Raw genomic sequence first — 16,357 nt, 5'->3', positions numbered from 1 at the left:
AAAAGCACACACCATGACCGACCACATCCACGAGTACGACTATGTCGTCGTCGGCGGCGGCACCGCCGGCTCGGTGATCGCCTCACGGCTCACCGAGGACCCCGGTGTCACCGTTGCCGTCATCGAGGGCGGCCCGAGCGACGTCGGCCGTGACGACGTGCTGATCCTGCGCCGCTGGATGGGCCTGCTCGGCGGGGAACTCGACTACGACTACCCGACCACCGAGCAGCCGCGCGGCAACTCGCACATCCGGCACAGCCGCGCCCGCGTGCTCGGCGGCTGCTCGTCGCACAACACCCTCATCGCCTTCAAGCCGCTGCCGTCCGACTGGGACGAGTGGGCAGCGGCCGGAGCCGACGGCTGGGACGCCGCGGCCATGGACCCGTACTTCCACAAGCTGCGCAACAACATCGTCCCCGTCGACGAGGCCGACCGGAACGCGATCGCCCGCGACTTCGTCGACGCCGCGCAGACCGCGCTCCAGGTGCCGCGTGTCGAGGGCTTCAACAAGAAGCCCTTCCACGAGGGCGTCGGCTTCTTCGACCTCGCGTACCACCCGGAGAACAACAAGCGTTCGTCGGCGTCGGTCGCCTATCTGCACCCCTTCCTCGACCGGCCGAACCTGCACATCGCCCTGGAGACCTGGGCGTACCGGCTGGAGCTGGACGGGACGCGCGCGACGGGCGTGCACGTGCGCGCCAAGGACGGCGAGGAGCGGGTCGTACGGGCGCGGCGCGAGGTGCTGGTCTGCGCGGGCGCCGTCGACACACCGCGGCTGCTGATGCACTCCGGCATCGGACCGCGCGCCGACCTGGAGAAGCTCGGCATACCCGTCGTCCACGACCTGCCGGGCGTCGGCGAGAACCTGCTCGACCACCCCGAGTCGGTCATCGTCTGGGAGACCCACGGGCCCATCCCGGAGAACTCCGCGATGGACAGCGACGCCGGCCTCTTCGTACGGCGCGACCCCGCGTCCGAGGGCCCGGACCTGATGTTCCACTTCTACCAGGTCCCGTTCACCGACAACCCGGAGCGGCTCGGCTACGAACGCCCCGCGCACGGCGTGTCGATGACCCCGAACATCCCCAAGCCCCGCAGCCGCGGCCGGCTCTACCTGACCAGCGCGGACCCCGAGGTCAAGCCGGCGCTGGACTTCCGGTACTTCACCGACGAGGACGACTACGACGCGCGCACCCTCGTCGACGGGATCAGGCTCGCCCGCGAGATCGCGGCGCGGGAGCCGCTCGCCGGGTGGCTGGGGCGCGAGGTCTGCCCGGGTCCGGAGGTCACCTCCGACGAGGACATCAGCGAGTACGCGCGCAAGGTCGCGCACACCGTCTACCACCCGGCCGGCACCTGCCGGATGGGCGCCGTCGACGACGAACTCGCCGTCGTGGCACCCGACTTGAAGATCCGGGGCCTCGACGGCATCCGAATCGCCGACGCGTCCGTCTTCCCGACCATGACGGCCGTCAATCCGATGATCGGCGTCCTGATGGTCGGGGAGAAATGCGCTGACCTGCTGGGCGCACAAGCCGACAAGAGGGGCGGGAACCGATGAAGTCAGATCCCACGAAGACCGATTCGACGGAGTCGGAGTCCGGGCCGGAGCCGAGGACGACGGACGCGGGAGTGTCCGTCGCCAAGGCGTCCGACGCGCCCGGACCCGGCGGTGACGCCGCGTCCGGCGAGGAGCCGCCCGTCTTCTCCGTACGCGACCTGTGGAAGGTCTTCGGCCCGAAGGCCGCCAAGGTCCCGGCCGACCCCGAGCTCGCCGCGCTGGCCCCCACCGAGCTGCGCGAACGCACCGGCTGCACCGCCGCCGTGCGCGACGTCTCCTTCGACGTCCGCAAGGGCGAGGTGTTCGTCGTCATGGGCCTGTCCGGCTCCGGCAAGTCCACGCTGGTGCGCTGCCTGACCAGGCTGATCGAGCCGACGTCCGGATCGATCGCCATCGACGGCGAGGACGTGCTCTCCATGGACACCACGCGGCTGCGCGAACTGCGCCGCCACCGTGCCTCCATGGTCTTCCAGCACTTCGGTCTGCTGCCGCACAAGTCGGTCCTCGACAACGTCGCCTACGGCCTGGAGATCCAGGGCATGGGCCGGGCCGCGCGCCGCTCGCGCGCCGCCGACGTCGTCGCGAAGGTCGGCCTGGAGGGCCTGGAGAACCGCAGGCCCGGCCAGCTGTCCGGCGGCCAGCAGCAGCGCGTCGGGCTGGCACGGGCCCTCGCCGTGGACCCCGAGGTGCTGCTCTTCGACGAGCCGTTCAGCGCACTCGACCCGCTGATCCGCCGCGACATGCAGGAAGAGGTCATCCGCCTGCACCGCGAGGAGGGCCGCACGATGGTCTTCATCACCCACGACCTGAGCGAGGCGCTCAAGCTGGGCGACCGGATCGCGCTGATGCGCGACGGCAGGATCGTCCAGCTGGGCACCCCGGAGGAGATCGTGGGCGCCCCCGCCGACGAGTACGTACGCGACTTCGTCCGCGACGTGCCGCGTGAGCAGGTCATGACCGTGCGCACCGCCATGCGGCTCGCCGAGGGCGACGAGGGCGAGGGCGGACCCGCGCTCGCCCCCGGCGCGACCGTCTTCGAGGCGATCGAGGCGGTGGCCCGCACCGGGCAGACCGCCCGCGTCGTCGAGGACGGCCGGTGCCTGGGCGTCGTCGGCCACGCGGACCTGCTGGGGGTCGTGGCGGGCATCACCGCCCCCAAGGGGGTCGCCGCGTGATCCGCAGAACGCGTCCGGCACGCCGCCGGAACACCGACGGGCGGTGGCCGCGATGACCGCCGCCGTGTCCGCGCCCGCCGCGGAGAAGAAGAACATCACCGGCCCGTCGTTCCGCGACGCGCTGCGCCACCCCGTGAAGGGCAAGCTGCTGGTGCTCGCCGCGCTCGCGGTCGTGCTGGTGCCCGCCGGGATCGCGCTGTGGGGCAGCGGCAGCTGGCCCGCGGCGCTCCACATCGACATCTCCGGGCCGCTCGACGACGCCAATCGGTGGGTGATCGACAATCGCGACTCCCACCCGCTCTTCCTCTACTTCCTGCTGCACCTGTCCAACAGCGCCACCGACGCGGTCGGCGGCGTGTACGACGTGCTGCACTCGATGGGCTGGCTCGGCGTCCTCGCCGTCGGTGTCCTCGTCGCCTGGCGCGCCGCCGGACTCGGCCGCGCCGGCGCCAAGGTCGCCGCGACCGCCTTCGGCGCGTTCGCCCTCTGCGGGCTCCTGGGCATGTGGGACGCCACGCTGCTGACCATCGCGCTGATGGTCGTCGCCGTGGCGCTGGCCGCACTGCTCGGTGTACTCATCGGCCTGGCGGCCGGCCTGTCCGACCGGATCAACCGCGCGGTGCGGCCGGTGCTCGACACCATGCAGGTCCTGCCGGCCTTCGCGTACCTGCTGCCGTTCGTGCTGGTCTTCGGCACCGGCACACCGGCCGCGCTGTTCTGCACCGTGATCTACGCCGCCCCGCCCATGGCCCGGCTCACCGCGCTCGGACTGCGCGGCGCCGACCCCTCGGTGCTCGAGGCGTCCGCGTCGCTCGGCGCGAGCCCGTGGCAGCGGCTGCGGACCGCGCGGGTGCCGCTCGCCCGCAAGCAGATGCTGCTCGGCCTCAACCAGACGATCATGATGGCGCTGTCGATGGTCGTCATCGCCGCCCTCGTCGGCGCCGGCGGCCTCGGCGAAGAGGTCTACTCGGCGCTCTCCACCGTCGATGTCGGCAAGGCGCTGACCGCCGGTATCCCGATCGTGCTGATCGCCATCTGGCTGGACCGTACGACGGCCGCGGCCGGCGACCGGATCGGCCAGTCCGACCCCGGCGGCGGACTGCTGCACGGCCGCTCCGCCTGGGGCCTGGTCGCGGCGGGTGTCGCCGTGGCCGTCTCCGCCCGGTTCCTGGTCGGCGGGGCGTGGCCCGAGGCGTGGACGTTCAACATCTCCACGCCGGTGAACAAGGCGCAGAGCTGGATCACCGAGCACGTCTCCTCCGGCATCCCGGTCCTCGGCGGCACCGAGGTCTGGTCGGAGCAGTTCACCCTGTGGATCCTCAACCCGCTGCGGGACGGCCTGCTCTGGCTGCCCTGGTGGTCGGTCCTGCTGATCGTCGCGGCCCTGGCCTGGATCGTCGGCACCTGGGCGACCGCCCTGACCGCCACGCTCGCCATGTCGGCGATCGGCGTTCTCGGCGTCTGGACCAAGTCCCTGAACACGCTCTCGCAGGTGCTGGCCGCGCTGGTCGTCACCCTGGTCGTCGGCGTGTTCGTGGGCGTGGTGTCCGCCCGTGCCGGGCGTCTGGAACGCATGCTGCGGCCGGTGCTCGACGCGATGCAGACGATGCCGCAGTTCGTGTACCTCATCCCGGTCGTCGCGCTCTTCGGCGTCACCAGGGCCTCGGCCATCATCGCCGCCGTCGTGTACGCGCTGCCCGCCGTCGTGCGCATCACCGCCCAGGGGCTGCGCGAGGTCGACCCCGCGGCCATGGAGGCGGCGCGCTCGCTCGGCGCCTCGACCAGGCAGCAGCTCTTCCAGGTCCAGCTGCCGCTCGCCCGCCCGGCCCTCCAGCTCGCCGTCAACCAGGGCGTCGTGCTGGTCCTCGCCGTGGTCGTCGTCGGCGCGCTCGTCGGCGGAGGGGCGCTCGGCTACGACGTGGTCAAGGGCCTGTCCCGCGGCGAGATGGGCCTCGGCATGACCGCCGGCCTGGCGATCGTCTGCCTCGGTCTCGTCCTCGACCGGGTCACGCAGCCCGCGACCCGGAAGCGCCCATGACCGGCGTGGACCACCACGGACCGCCCGCGGACCACCACGGGCCGCCCGTGAACCACCACAGACCCACCACCGACGTCCCCGTCACCAACAGCAGGAGCACCAACATGCGAAACCGCACCAGAACCATCCGCACCGCCACCGCCCTCGTCGGCGCCCTGGGCATCCTCACGCTCAGCGCGTGCGGCGCCGCCGACACCGGCAAGAGCAAGGACGCGGCCGGCGGCGACAAGACCGTCAAGCTGACCGTTCCCTCCTGGGTCGGCGCGCAGGCCAACACGGCCGTCGCCGCGTACCTCCTGGAGAAGGAGCTCGGCTACACCGTCAAGTCGCAGCAGATGGGCGAGGTCCTCGCCTGGGACGCGCTCTCCAAGGGCGACGTCGACGCGATCATGGAGGACTGGGGCCACCCCAAGGAAGAGAAGCGGTACATCGAGGACAAGAAGACCGTCGTCAAGGGCGGCGACCTCGGTGTCACCGGCCACATCGGCTGGTTCGTGCCCAAGTACTTCGCCGACGCGCACCCCGACGTGACGGACTGGAAGAACCTCAACAAGTACGCCAAGGAGTTCGCCACCGCCGAGAGCGGCGACAAGGGCGAGATCCTCGAGGGCTCCCCGGACTACGTCACCAACGACGACGCGATCATCAAGAACCTCGGCCTGAACCTCAAGACGAACTACGCGGGTTCCGAGGCCGCGCAGATCACGGCCATCAAGAAGTACGTCAAGGACGAGAAGCCCTTCCTGACGTACTGGTGGACGCCGCAGTGGCTGAACGCCGAGGTCGAGCTCGTCGAGGTCAAGCTCCCCGAGTACAAGGAGGGCTGCGACGCCGACCCGAAGAAGGTCGCCTGCGCCTACCCGAACACCCCGCTGCAGAAGTTCCTCAACGCCGACTTCGCGAAGAACGGCGGCGACGCGGCGGAGTTCCTGAAGAACTTCAAGTGGTCGACCGAGCAGCAGAACGAGGTCGCGCAGATGATCGCCGGGGAGAAGATGTCCCCCGAGGCCGCGGCCGAGAAGTGGGTCAAGGCCAACGAGTCGACGTGGAAGACGTGGCTGCCGAAGAAGTAACGCCCCAGGTGGGGCCGGGCCAGGGTCCGGGGCGGGCGCCGCGGGCACCACGCCCCCGGCCCGGGCGGCCCACGGCGGCCTGACGCCCGCCGGTCCCGCAACCGGCACTGCGGCCCCGGACCCGACGGGTCCGGGGCTGCCGGCGTTCCTGGCGCGCGCCCGGTACGGGGCGGCGCGTGGGCGCGCTACGGGGCGGCGCGTGGGCGTGGTTCCGGCCCGGAGCGCGGGCCCGGCTCTGGCTAGGCGCTGCGGCGCGTCGACTCCGTCGCCCGGGCCGTCTTCGCCAGGTCCACGGCCGACTTGAGGCTCAGGCCCGGGGCCGCCTCGCGCAGGGCCTTGATCGCCGGGACCGAGTCCGCCGGGCCCCGCACGCCCGCGGCGTCGAGCCGCTGACGTACCCACTGCGCCTGCAGCTCCTCGTACGTCGCCGCCGACGCCTCCGCCACGATCTCCAGGGCCCGCGCGAGCCCCGGACGTTCCTCGGGCGTGGCCCCGTCCAGCGCGGCGCGGACCGCGGCCTCGATGCCGTCCGCGTCCCGCACCACGATCACTGACTGCTCCCGCTTGCCGATGTTGAACATACGGTGATCGTGTCCCGCGACCGGCCTGCGGCTCAACGCAGTTGAGCCACTTCAGAGCTTCGCGGCCCCAGGTCCCCGCCCGTACAGCTCGCGGGCGATGTCCGCCACCGCCGCCTGCGCCCGGCGCTGCAGTCCGGGGCCGAAGGTGATCCGGGTCGCGCCCAGCCGGCCCAGCTCGGCCACCGTCGGGTCGCCCGGGGACGCGGACGCGAACACGTTGATCGGCACGTCCGTCGCGGCCCGCAGCAGCGGCAGCCGCTCGGCCGGGACGGTGATCGGGTAGACGCAGTCCGCGCCCGCCTCCGCATACAGCCGGACGCGCTCGACGGCCTCGGCCGGGTCGTCCACGCCGCGCAGGAACGTGTCGACGCGGGCGTTCACGAACAGGTCCGCACCTGCCGCCGCACGGACCTCCGCCAGCCAGTCGGCGTGCCGGCGCGGGTCCTTGAGCGTCTTCGTCGCACGGTCGGTGTCCTCGAGGTTGCAGCCGACCGCGCCCGTGTCCAGGAGGCGGGCCACCAGTTCCCCCGGCGGCAGGCCGTAGCCGTCCTCGACGTCCGCGCTCACGGGCACGTCGACGGCCCGTGCGATCCGGGCGACGGCCGTGAACATCTCCTCGGCCGGAGTGTCTCCGTCCTCGTACCCCAGTGACGCCGCGACCCCCGCGCTCGGTGTGGCGAGTGCGGGGAAGCCGGCGTCGGCGAAGGCGCGGGCGCTCGCGGCGTCCCACGGTCCGGGCAGTACGAGCGGATCGCCGGCCTCACGGCCGTGGTGCAGGGCGCGGAACGCCTGTGCCTTCGTGGACATCGCGTCCCCTCGGTTCAGCTGCTTCGGTTCACTGCTGCGGTTCAGGGGTTCAGCTCAGTGCTTCAGCGAGCCGGGCGTGTAGTGACCGGGGGTCAGCCGTGCCGTCACGCCGAAGCGGTTCCAGGCGTTGATGACCGTGATCGCCGAGATGAGATGGGCCAGTTCGGTCTCGTCGAAGTGCTTGGCGGCCTGCTCGAAGACCTCGTCGGGGACGAAACCGTCGGTGAGCACCGTCACCGCCTCGGTCAGCTCGAGCGCAGCGATCTCCTTCTCCGTGTAGAAGTGCCGGGACTCCTCCCAGGCGGCGAGCTGGACGATCCGCTCCATCGACTCGCCGGCCGCCAGCGCGTCCTTGCTGTGCATGTCGAGGCAGAAGGCACAGTGGTTGATCTGCGACGCGCGGATCTTCACCAGCTCCAGCAGCGCCGGGTCGAGATGCCTGCGGGACGCCTGGTCCAGCCTGACCATGGCCTTGTAGACGTCGGGGGCGTGCTCGGTCCAGCTGATGCGGGGGACCTGCTCGGGGGCCTTGGGCTCGTTGGTGGTCGTCATGGGTACGACCGTAGAACGGTAGTGGCGCAGCGGTATGGTCCATTTCCATGAAGGATTCCCGGGCCACTTCCGCCTCCGACGGCACCCCGGCCGCCTCTGACGCCTTCCGGGCGGTCGGCGCGGACCTCCACCTCGAACTGCGCGGACCCGGGCTGCGGCAGGGACTGACCGAGGCGCTGCGGGAAGCGGTGCGCGGCGGGAGGCTCGCGCCGGGGGTCCGGCTGCCGTCGTCCCGTACGCTCGCCGCCGACCTCGGGATCGCCCGCAACACCGTCGCCGACGCGTACGCGGAGCTGGTCGCGGAGGGCTGGCTCACGGCGCGGCAGGGGTCCGGTACGCGGGTGGCGCGCCGGTCCGTGCCGCGCAAGGCCGCCACCGGCACGGTCAGGGCCCGCCCGGCGCGCGGCCGGCCCGCGTACAGCCTCCTCCCCGGCAGCCCCGACCTGGCCTCCTTCCCGCGCGCCGAGTGGCTCAAGGCGACCCGCAGGGCGCTCACCGCCGCACCCCACGACGCCTTCGGCTACGGGGACCCGCGCGGCCGCGTCGAACTGCGGACCGTGCTCGCCGACTACCTGGCACGGGCGCGCGGCGTGTACGCCGACCCCGAACGCATCGTGATCTGCGCGGGCTTCGTGCACGGCCTCGCACTGATGGGCAGGGTGCTGCGGCAGCGGCGGGTCAGGGACGTGGCCGTCGAGTCCTACGGACTCGACGTGCACCGCGACCTGCTGACCGACGCCGGGCTGCGCACCCCGGTACTGCCGCTCGACGAACTGGGCACCGATACCGCCGGGTTGGGCGAGAACGAGCTGCGGGGCGCCGGAGCCGTCCTCGTGACGCCCGCCCACCAGTTCCCCGTGGGGCTGCCGCTGCACCCCGACCGGCGGGCGGCGGCCGTCGACTGGGCGCGCCGGACGGGCGGCGTGATCCTGGAGGACGACTACGACGGTGAGTTCCGCTACGACCGCCAGCCCGTCGGCGCGCTCCAGGGCCTCGACCCGGAGCGCGTGGTCTACCTGGGCACGGCGAGCAAGTCGCTGGCCCCCGGGCTGCGACTGGCGTGGATGGTGCTGCCGCCGGACCTGGTCGACGAGGTGCTGGAGGCCAAGGGCGGCGCCGCATGGATGTCGAGCACCCCGGACCAGCTCACGCTCGCGGAGTTCATCGCCTCCGGGGCGTACGACCGGCATGTACGGGGGATGCGGCTGCGCTACCGGCGCCGCCGCGACGAGCTGGTACGGCAGCTCGCCGCCCACGCACCCGGCATCCGGGTGAGCGGGATCGCCGCCGGGCTCCACGCGGTGCTCGAACTGCCCCCCGGCACCGAGCAGTCGGCCGTACGGGCGGCGGCGTGGCAGGGCCTGGCCGTCGAGCCGCTCGGCCGCTTCCGCCACCCGGACACCCCACCCGGCAGAGACGCCCTCGTCGTCGGCTACGCCACCCCACCGGACAGCGCCTGGACGGGCGCCCTGGCCGCCCTGTGCCGGGCCCTGGGGTAGTCCGGGTCACGCCGCGCCGACCGGGCGCCGGGCCGCGCCGCGCACGCACCCGTCAGCCGGTCAGTACCGCGCGGATCCGGTCCAGGCCCCAGTCCAGGTCCTCCTTGCTGATCACCAGGGGCGGGGCGATCCGGATCGTCGGCCCATGGGTGTCCTTCACCAGTACCCCCAGGTCGACCAGCCGCTCCGAGACCTCCCGGCCGGTGCCGTGCTCCGGCGCGATGTCCACGCCCGCCCACAGTCCGCGCCCCCGCACCGCCGTCACCGCGCCGGTGTCCATCAGCAGGCGCAGCTCGCGCTGGAGGTGGTCACCCAGCTCGGCGGCGCGCCGCTGGAACTCGCCGGTGCGCAGCATCGCCATCACCTCCAGGGCGACGGCGCAGCCCAGCGGATTCCCGCCGAACGTCGAACCGTGTTCACCCGGCCGGTGGACGCCCAGCACCTCGGCCGAGGAGACCACGGCGGACACCGGCACCACGCCGCCGCCCAGCGCCTTGCCGAGTACATACATGTCCGGCACCACGCCCTCGTGTTCGCAGGCGAAGGTCGTGCCGGTCCGGCCCAGGCCCGACTGGATCTCGTCCGCGACGAACAACACGTTCCGCTCGCGGGTGATCCTGCGGACGCCGGCGAGGTAGCCGGCCGGCGGGACCACCACACCCGCCTCGCCCTGCACGGGCTCCAGCAGCACGGCGACCGTGTTCTCCGTGACCGCCGACTCCAGCGCGGTCAGGTCCCCGTACGGGACGATCTCGAAACCCGGGGTGTACGGCCCGTAGTCCGACCGCGCCTCCGGGTCGGTGGAGAAGCTGATGAGCGTGGTCGTCCGACCGTGGAAATTGTCGGCCGCCACGACGATCTTCGCCATGTTGGCCGGTACCCCCTTGACCCGGTAGCCCCACTTGCGGGCTGTCTTGACGGCCGTCTCCACCGCCTCCGCGCCGGTGTTCATCGGCAGGACCATCTCCATGCCGCACAACTCGGCGAGCTGCGCGCAGAAGTCGCCGAACCGGTCGTGATGGAACGCGCGGGAGGTCAGCGTGACCCGGTCGAGCTGCGCCTTGGCCGCCTCGATCAGCCGGCGGTTGCCATGGCCGAAATTGAGCGCCGAGTACCCGGCGAGCAGATCGAGGAAGCGGCGCCCCTCGACATCCGTCATCCAGGCGCCGTCCGCCGTGGCGACGACGACCGGCAACGGGTGGTAGTTGTGCGCGCTGTGCGCCTCGGCCGAGGCGAAGGCGGCTGTCGTGCTCGACACGGGTCCTCCGATCGTCGTGGACGGCTCTCTCCCGCAAGGCTGGGCGGGGCGGGCTCGCGGGGGCCCGCTCCGCCGTGCCCGGCCTCCTCTCCATCGTCCCGCTCCGTGCGCGGCTCGCAGTGTGGAACGCCCCGCGCGGCCGCCGGTCCGGCCGCTACTGTGGTGGCCACGCGCGGCGACTGGCGTACGGGGAAGCGACCCCGAGGGAGCCGTGCGCGGGCATTTTGCGCGAGGTGCCGCCCGCCTGGGCACCCCGGGACCACGACCGTCACGGACCGTCCCGGAGGACACCCATGACCCTGCCCCTCTCCCATCCCGCGCTCTCGGCCACCGACCCCGAGCTCGCGTCGCTCGTCGGCGCGGAGGAGCGGCTCCAGGCCGACACGCTGCGGCTGATCCCGAGCGAGAACTACGTCTCGCAGGCCGTGCTGGAGGCATCCGGCACCGTGCTGCAGAACAAGTACAGCGAGGGCTACGCCGACCGCCGGTACTACGAGGGCCAGCAGAACATCGACCAGATCGAGCTGCTCGCCGTCGCCCGCGCCAAGTCCCTCTTCGGCACCGACCACGCCAACGTCCAGCCCTACTCCGGCTCCCCGGCCAACCTCGCCGTCTATCTCGCCTTCGCCGAGCCCGGCGACACCGTGATGGGCATGGCGCTGCCGATGGGCGGCCACCTCACCCACGGCTGGGGCGTCTCCGCCACCGGCAAGTGGTTCCGCGGCGTCCAGTACGGCGTACGCAAGGACACCGGCCTCATCGACTTCGACGAGGTGCGGGACCTGGCGCTCGAGGAACGGCCCAAGGTCATCTTCTGCGGCGGCACCGCGCTGCCGCGCACCATCGACTTCGCCGCCTTCGCGGAGATCGCGCGCGAGGCCGGGGCCGTGCTGGTCGCCGACGTCGCGCACATCGCGGGCCTGATCGCGGGCGGCGCCCATCCGTCGCCCGTGCCGCACGTCGACGTCGTCTCCACCACCACCCACAAGACCCTCCGGGGGCCGCGCGGCGCGATGCTCATGGCCCGCGAGGAGCACGCCAAGGCCATCGACAAGGCCGTCTTCCCCGGCCTGCAGGGCGGCCCGCACAACCAGACCACCGCCGCGATCGCCGTCGCCCTCCACGAGGCGTCCCTGCCCTCCTTCCGCGACTACGCCGCGCAGGTCGTCGCCAACGCCGAGGCACTCGCCGGCGAGCTGCTCGCCCGTGGCTTCGACCTCGTTTCCGGCGGCACCGACAACCACCTGATCCTGATGGACCTCACCTCCAAGGACGTCCCCGGCAAGGTCGCGGCCAAGGCGCTGGACCGGGCGGGCGTCGTCGTCAACTACAACACCGTCCCGTACGACCCGAGGAAGCCCTTCGACCCCTCCGGCATCCGCATCGGCACGCCGTCCCTCACCTCCCGGGGCCTCGGTACGCAGCACATGGCAGCCGTCGCCGACTGGATCGAGCGGGGCGTCGCCGCGGCCGGCAAGGGCGACGAGGACGGGCTCACCGCGATCCGCGCGGAGGTGGCGGAGCTGATGAGCGCGTACCCCGCCCCGGGTCTGACCGCCTGACCGCCTGCCCACGCCCACCCGACCGTCCGACGGTCTCCCTCCGGCCCGGCCGGGGGTCTCCCCTCCGGTGAGCCGGCGCGGGACCCCCGGCCCGGCGCCGGCCCGCCGGAGGGCTCTCCCGCGTCCTCACGCCTTCCGTGCACCGGCTCACGCCTTCCGTGCACCGGCGACCGGAGATCCGTTCCGCACCTGAGAGAATGGTGTGCATGGCCTCATCCCGACCCCGCGCGCTCTCCGGTATCCAGCCCACCGCCGGTTCGTTCCACCTCGGGAACTACCTCGGCGCCATCCGCCAGTACGTTGCGCTGCAAGACACCCACGACGCGTTCTACATGGTCGTGGACCTGCATGCGATCACCGTGCCGCAGGATCCGGCGGAGCTGCGTGCGAACACCCGACTCGCCGCGGCCCAGCTGCTCGCGGCCGGCCTCGACCCGGAGCGGTGCACGCTCTTCGTCCAGAGCCACGTCCCGGAACACGCCCAGCTCGGCTGGGTCATGAACTGCCTCACGGGCTTCGGCGAGGCCTCCCGCATGACCCAGTTCAAGGACAAGTCGGCCAGGCAGGGCGCCGACCGGGCCACCGTGGGCCTGTTCACGTACCCGATCCTCCAGGTCGCGGACATCCTGCTGTACCAGGCCGACGCGGTTCCGGTCGGTGAGGACCAGCGCCAGCACGTCGAGCTGACCCGCGACCTCGCGGAGCGCTTCAACGGGCGCTTCGGACAGACGTTCACGGTCCCGGCGCCGTACATCGTCAAGGAGGTCGCCAAGATCTACGACCTCCAGGACCCGTCGATCAAGATGAGCAAGTCCGCCTCCACGCCCAAGGGCCTGGTGAACCTGCTGGACGAGCCGAAGACCACCGCGAAGAAGGTCAGGAGCGCGGTCACCGACACCGACACGGTGATCCGCTTCGACGCGGCGGAGAAGCCGGGCGTCAGCAACCTGCTCACCATCTACTCCACCCTCACGGGTACGACGATCGCCGATCTGGAGCAGAAGTACGAGGGCAAGGGTTACGGTGCGCTCAAGACCGACCTCGCCGAGGTGATGGTCGACTTCGTCACACCCTTCCGTACCCGTACGCAGGAATACCTGGACGACACGGAGACGCTGGACTCGATCCTGGCCAAGGGCGCGGAGAAGGCGCGCGCGGTCGCGGCGGAGACGCTGGCGGACGCGTACGACAAGCTGGGATTCGTCCCCGCGAAGCACTGACGCAGCAGCACTGAGCCGTGGCTCTGAACCGCAGCACCGAGCCGAACAGAACCGGCAGAGTCCGAGGGCCTGTGTCCAAGGACTCTGGCCACACCGAGGGTGCAGCCGCCACACTGGCGGCTGCACACCCGTTCACAACTCCGTACCGACAGCTTCGGCACCGACACCTGAGGAGAACGACGTGGGGACCGTAACGCTCGGCGTTTCGATCGCGGTCCCGGAGCCCTACGGCAGCCTGCTCCAGGAGCGGCGCGCGGGCTTCGGTGATCCCGCCGCGCACGGCATTCCGACCCACGTCACCCTGCTGCCGCCCACCGAGGTCGACTCGTCCCTGCTGCCCGCCGTCGAGGCGCATCTGCAGGCCGTCGCGGCGGCCGGGCGGCCCTTCCCGATGCGGCTCTCCGGCACCGGGACCTTCCGCCCGCTCTCGCCCGTCGTCTTCGTCCAGGTGGTCGAGGGCGGCGCCGCCTGCACCTGGCTGCAGAAGCGGGTGCGGGACGCGTCCGGGCCGCTGGTGCGCGAGCTCCAGTTCCCCTACCACCCGCATGTGACGGTGGCGCACGGCATCTCCGAGGAGGCCATGGACCGCGCCTACGAGGAGCTGTCCGAGTACCGCGCGGAGTGGACCTGCGCCTCCTTCGCGCTCTACGAGCAGGGCGCGGACGCCGTCTGGCGCAAGCTCAGCACGTACGCCTTCGGGGGCGGCATCGCGAGCGTGCCCACCCAGGGCGCCCCGGTCGACGAGCACGCCACCAGCCTCTGACCCACGCCTTCACTGCGCGCAGCGATTCCGGGCACCGGCGTGCCGCCGGGCCTGCGGCGCGTGACGGTGGGTAGGCGTACTCGCATGGACTGGCTGATCAAGCTCCCCGTCGTCGGCCCGCTCGTGCGGCGGCTGATGCGCACCCATGCCTGGCGGTCGTACGAGACGCTCGACCGGGTCCACTGGACGCGTCTCGCGGCCGCGGTCACGTTCCTCAGTTTCCTGGCGCTCTTCCCGCTGATCACCGTCGCCGCGGCGATCGTCGCGGCCGCGCTCGACCAGCCGGCCCTGGACCGGCTCGACGACAAGCTGTCCGAGCAGGTGCCCGGCATCTCCGACCAGCTCGACATCGACGGCCTGGTCGCCCACGCGGGCACGGTCGGTGTCGTCGCCGGTGCGCTGCTGCTGGTCATGGGCGTCGGCTGGGTCGGCTCGATGCGGGAGTGCCTGCGGGCCGTGTGGGAGCTCGACGACGAGGACGAGGGCAACCCGGTGGTCCGCAAGCTCAAGGATGTGGGGGTGCTGGCCGGTCTCGGCGGCATCGGCCTGGCCTCGTTCGCGGCCTCCGCCCTCGGCTCCATGACGGTCGGCTGGACCGCCGACCGGCTGGGCCTGGCGGACGGCGGGATCGGCGGAGTGCTGCTCCAGCTCGCCGCCGTCGCCGTCGGCGTGCTCGCGACCTTCCTGATCCTGCTCTACGTCCTGACCATGCTGCCCGGGGTCCAGCCGCCGCGCCGCCGCCTGGTCGTGGCCGCGCTGATCGGAGCGGTCGGCTTCGAACTGCTCAAGCTGCTGCTCGGCGGCTACATCAGCGGCGTCGCCTCCCGCAGCATGTACGGCGCCTTCGGCGTCCCGATCGCCCTGCTGCTGTGGATCAACTTCACGGCGAAGCTACTGCTGTTCTGCGCCGCCTGGACGGCGACGCCGAGCAGCGGCGAGGACCGGGCCGCCGACGAGGAGCCCGCCGAGGGCGAGGATCCCGTCAGGGACGCGGCTCCCGGGGGGACCGGTCCGGCAGCGGCCACCGGCGCCTGAGCAGGAACATCGCGGCCCCCAGACCTGCCAGCACGGCGCCGGCGACGCTCAGGGCGACGCCGATGCCGCTCGTGCCGGTCTGCGAGGCGGCGACCGGCTCTGCGGCCTTGTCCTTGCCCGCGTCGTCCTTGACGGGCTCCGGGGCGGGGGACTCGGGCCGCGCCGACGCGGGCGGGACGAGCTCACCGATCGGCGTCACCTTGCCGGCCGCCGCGAAGCCCCAGTCGAGCAGCCTGCCCGCCTCCTTGTAGACGGCCATGCTCTCGTCCGACTCCGGGTGCATGACGGTGACGAGCAGCACCTTGCCGTTCCGCTCCGCGACGCCGGTGAACGTCGAACCCGCCTGCGTGGTGGTGCCGTTCTTGACGCCGGCGATGCCCTTGTACGGGGCCACCCCGTTCGCGCCCGTGAGCAGCCGGTTGGTGTTCTGGATCTTGAACGTCTCGCGCTTCTTGCCCTTCTCCGCCACGCCCGGGAAGTCGGCGCTCACCGTCGAGCAGTACTCGCGGAAGTCCTTCTTCTGCATCCCGCTGCGCGCGATCAGCGTGAGGTCGTACGCGGACGAGACCTGCTTGGGCGCGTCGTAGCCGTCGGGGGAGACGACCGTGGTGTCCAGCGCCTGCAGCTCCGCCGCGTGCGCCTGCATGTCAGCGATGGTCTTCTTCATGCCGCCGTTCATCGCCGCCAGGACATGGACCGCGTCGTTGCCGGACCGCAGGAAGACCCCGAGCCACAGGTCGTGGACCGTGTAGCTCTGGTTCTCCTTGATCCCCACCAGGCTGCTGCCCGCGCCGAGCTCGGCGAGCTCCTCCGGGGCGACCTTGTGGACGGTCGTCTTCGGCAGCTTGGGCAGCAGCGTGTCCGCGAAGAGCATCTTCATCGTCGACGCGGGGGGCAGCCGCCAGTGCGCGTTGTGGGAGGCGAGCACGTCTCCGCTCTCGGCGTCCGCCACTATCCACGACCGGCCGCTGACGCTCTTGGGCAGGACCGGTGCGCCGGGCCCCAGCAGGACCTGGGTGCCTGGTTTGGCGAGCCGGGCGCCGCCGACCGAGGACATGATCGCCGGAGGCTTGGCCTTCTTCCGGTCGGGATTGTCGTCGTGCGTGGCCGCGAAGGCCGGGGCGGCGGTCGTCGCGGGCAGCAGCGCGGCGGCGAGGGCCGCCAGGGCGGCCCTTCGCGCGGTCGTTTTCAGAGCAGGCACGGACGAGAACGTACAGGGCCGCGTTGAAAATA

General features: G+C 72.0%; 14 protein-coding genes and 1 riboswitch. Of the genes, 9 read left to right on the top strand and 5 right to left on the bottom strand.

Annotated elements, in window-relative coordinates:
• The first annotated feature begins 13 nt into the window (after nucleotides 1-13).
• The 4 genes from ACWD01_RS12155 (at nucleotide 14) to ACWD01_RS12140 (ending at nucleotide 5,847) form a co-directional block, all read left to right on the top strand.
• A complete protein-coding gene (locus ACWD01_RS12155) occupies nucleotides 14-1,561 on the top strand; it encodes a GMC family oxidoreductase (protein ID WP_451160782.1) in 1,548 nt (515 codons plus the stop codon).
• Nucleotides 1,558-2,736, top strand: coding sequence for a quaternary amine ABC transporter ATP-binding protein (locus tag ACWD01_RS12150; RefSeq protein WP_451160780.1), 1,179 nt, complete (start codon nucleotides 1,558-1,560; stop codon nucleotides 2,734-2,736). Before ACWD01_RS12155 ends, ACWD01_RS12150 begins: the two co-directional genes overlap by 4 nt.
• Nucleotides 2,737-2,788: 52 nt before the next feature.
• Nucleotides 2,789-4,774 carry an ABC transporter permease gene (locus ACWD01_RS12145; RefSeq protein WP_451160778.1) on the top strand — a complete coding sequence of 662 codons (1,986 nt, stop codon included), beginning with the start codon at nucleotides 2,789-2,791 and terminating at the stop codon, nucleotides 4,772-4,774.
• Nucleotides 4,775-4,878: 104 nt separating this feature from the next.
• Nucleotides 4,879-5,847: an ABC transporter substrate-binding protein gene (locus tag ACWD01_RS12140; protein WP_451161115.1), complete on the top strand. Its 969-nt coding sequence runs from the start codon at nucleotides 4,879-4,881 to the stop codon at nucleotides 5,845-5,847.
• 239 nt (nucleotides 5,848-6,086) lie between these two features.
• On the opposite strand, the gene ACWD01_RS12135 is transcribed toward ACWD01_RS12140, so the two are convergent.
• The 3 genes from ACWD01_RS12135 to ACWD01_RS12125 are packed head-to-tail and all read right to left on the bottom strand — an operon-like array spanning nucleotide 6,087 to nucleotide 7,787.
• Nucleotides 6,087-6,428, bottom strand: a complete 342-nt coding sequence (locus tag ACWD01_RS12135) for a hypothetical protein (protein ID WP_451160776.1) — start codon at nucleotides 6,426-6,428, stop codon at nucleotides 6,087-6,089.
• A 51-nt stretch (nucleotides 6,429-6,479) separates the two neighbouring features.
• Nucleotides 6,480-7,235: an isocitrate lyase/PEP mutase family protein gene (locus tag ACWD01_RS12130; protein WP_451160774.1), complete on the bottom strand. Its 756-nt coding sequence runs from the start codon at nucleotides 7,233-7,235 to the stop codon at nucleotides 6,480-6,482.
• A 54-nt stretch (nucleotides 7,236-7,289) separates the two neighbouring features.
• Nucleotides 7,290-7,787, bottom strand: coding sequence for a carboxymuconolactone decarboxylase family protein (locus ACWD01_RS12125; RefSeq protein ID WP_451160772.1), 498 nt, complete (start codon nucleotides 7,785-7,787; stop codon nucleotides 7,290-7,292).
• A gap of 47 nt (nucleotides 7,788-7,834) precedes the next feature.
• On the opposite strand from ACWD01_RS12125, the gene pdxR reads away from it, so the two are divergent.
• Entirely contained in the window at nucleotides 7,835-9,286 is a 1,452-nt protein-coding gene (gene pdxR / locus ACWD01_RS12120) for a MocR-like pyridoxine biosynthesis transcription factor PdxR (protein WP_451160770.1), read from the top strand.
• Between the two features lie 52 nt (nucleotides 9,287-9,338).
• On the opposite strand, the gene rocD is transcribed toward pdxR, so the two are convergent.
• On the bottom strand, nucleotides 9,339-10,544 hold the full coding sequence (rocD, locus tag ACWD01_RS12115; protein WP_451160768.1) for an ornithine--oxo-acid transaminase: 1,206 nt from the start codon (nucleotides 10,542-10,544) through the stop codon (nucleotides 9,339-9,341).
• A gap of 165 nt (nucleotides 10,545-10,709) precedes the next feature.
• A riboswitch (ZMP/ZTP riboswitch) is annotated at nucleotides 10,710-10,801 on the top strand.
• Nucleotides 10,802-10,837: 36 nt separating this feature from the next.
• Between rocD and ACWD01_RS12110 the strand changes: the two genes are divergently transcribed.
• The 4 genes from ACWD01_RS12110 (at nucleotide 10,838) to ACWD01_RS12095 (ending at nucleotide 15,124) form a co-directional block, all read left to right on the top strand.
• Entirely contained in the window at nucleotides 10,838-12,106 is a 1,269-nt protein-coding gene (locus ACWD01_RS12110; RefSeq protein WP_451160766.1) for a serine hydroxymethyltransferase, read from the top strand.
• Between the two features lie 206 nt (nucleotides 12,107-12,312).
• Nucleotides 12,313-13,326, top strand: a complete 1,014-nt coding sequence (trpS, locus tag ACWD01_RS12105) for a tryptophan--tRNA ligase (RefSeq protein WP_451160764.1) — start codon at nucleotides 12,313-12,315, stop codon at nucleotides 13,324-13,326.
• A 181-nt stretch (nucleotides 13,327-13,507) separates the two neighbouring features.
• Entirely contained in the window at nucleotides 13,508-14,089 is a 582-nt protein-coding gene (locus ACWD01_RS12100; protein WP_451160762.1) for a 2'-5' RNA ligase family protein, read from the top strand.
• Between the two features lie 84 nt (nucleotides 14,090-14,173).
• Entirely contained in the window at nucleotides 14,174-15,124 is a 951-nt protein-coding gene (locus ACWD01_RS12095; protein WP_451160760.1) for a YihY/virulence factor BrkB family protein, read from the top strand.
• Here ACWD01_RS12095 and ACWD01_RS12090 read toward each other — a convergent pair.
• Nucleotides 15,072-16,325 (bottom strand): D-alanyl-D-alanine carboxypeptidase family protein, encoded by a 1,254-nt coding sequence (locus ACWD01_RS12090; protein WP_451160758.1) that lies wholly within the window; start codon nucleotides 16,323-16,325, stop codon nucleotides 15,072-15,074. The genes ACWD01_RS12095 and ACWD01_RS12090 overlap by 53 nt on opposite strands.
• Nucleotides 16,326-16,357 lie beyond the last annotated feature (32 nt).

It is taken from the genome of Streptomyces sp. NPDC002835, assembly GCF_053591995.1.
Note: the sequence above shows the minus strand (reverse complement) of the source record. Positions and strands in the feature narration are given on the sequence as shown.

Coding starts and splice junctions, on each gene's coding strand:
- ACWD01_RS12155 (WP_451160782.1), top strand. CDS start 14: ATGACCGACCACATCCACGAGTACGACTATGTCGTCGTCGGCGGCGGC.
- ACWD01_RS12150 (WP_451160780.1), top strand. CDS start 1,558: ATGAAGTCAGATCCCACGAAGACCGATTCGACGGAGTCGGAGTCCGGG.
- ACWD01_RS12145 (WP_451160778.1), top strand. CDS start 2,789: ATGACCGCCGCCGTGTCCGCGCCCGCCGCGGAGAAGAAGAACATCACC.
- ACWD01_RS12140 (WP_451161115.1), top strand. CDS start 4,879: ATGCGAAACCGCACCAGAACCATCCGCACCGCCACCGCCCTCGTCGGC.
- ACWD01_RS12135 (WP_451160776.1), bottom strand. CDS start 6,428: ATGTTCAACATCGGCAAGCGGGAGCAGTCAGTGATCGTGGTGCGGGAC.
- ACWD01_RS12130 (WP_451160774.1), bottom strand. CDS start 7,235: ATGTCCACGAAGGCACAGGCGTTCCGCGCCCTGCACCACGGCCGTGAG.
- ACWD01_RS12125 (WP_451160772.1), bottom strand. CDS start 7,787: ATGACGACCACCAACGAGCCCAAGGCCCCCGAGCAGGTCCCCCGCATC.
- pdxR (WP_451160770.1), top strand. CDS start 7,835: ATGAAGGATTCCCGGGCCACTTCCGCCTCCGACGGCACCCCGGCCGCC.
- ACWD01_RS12110 (WP_451160766.1), top strand. CDS start 10,838: ATGACCCTGCCCCTCTCCCATCCCGCGCTCTCGGCCACCGACCCCGAG.
- trpS (WP_451160764.1), top strand. CDS start 12,313: ATGGCCTCATCCCGACCCCGCGCGCTCTCCGGTATCCAGCCCACCGCC.
- ACWD01_RS12095 (WP_451160760.1), top strand. CDS start 14,174: ATGGACTGGCTGATCAAGCTCCCCGTCGTCGGCCCGCTCGTGCGGCGG.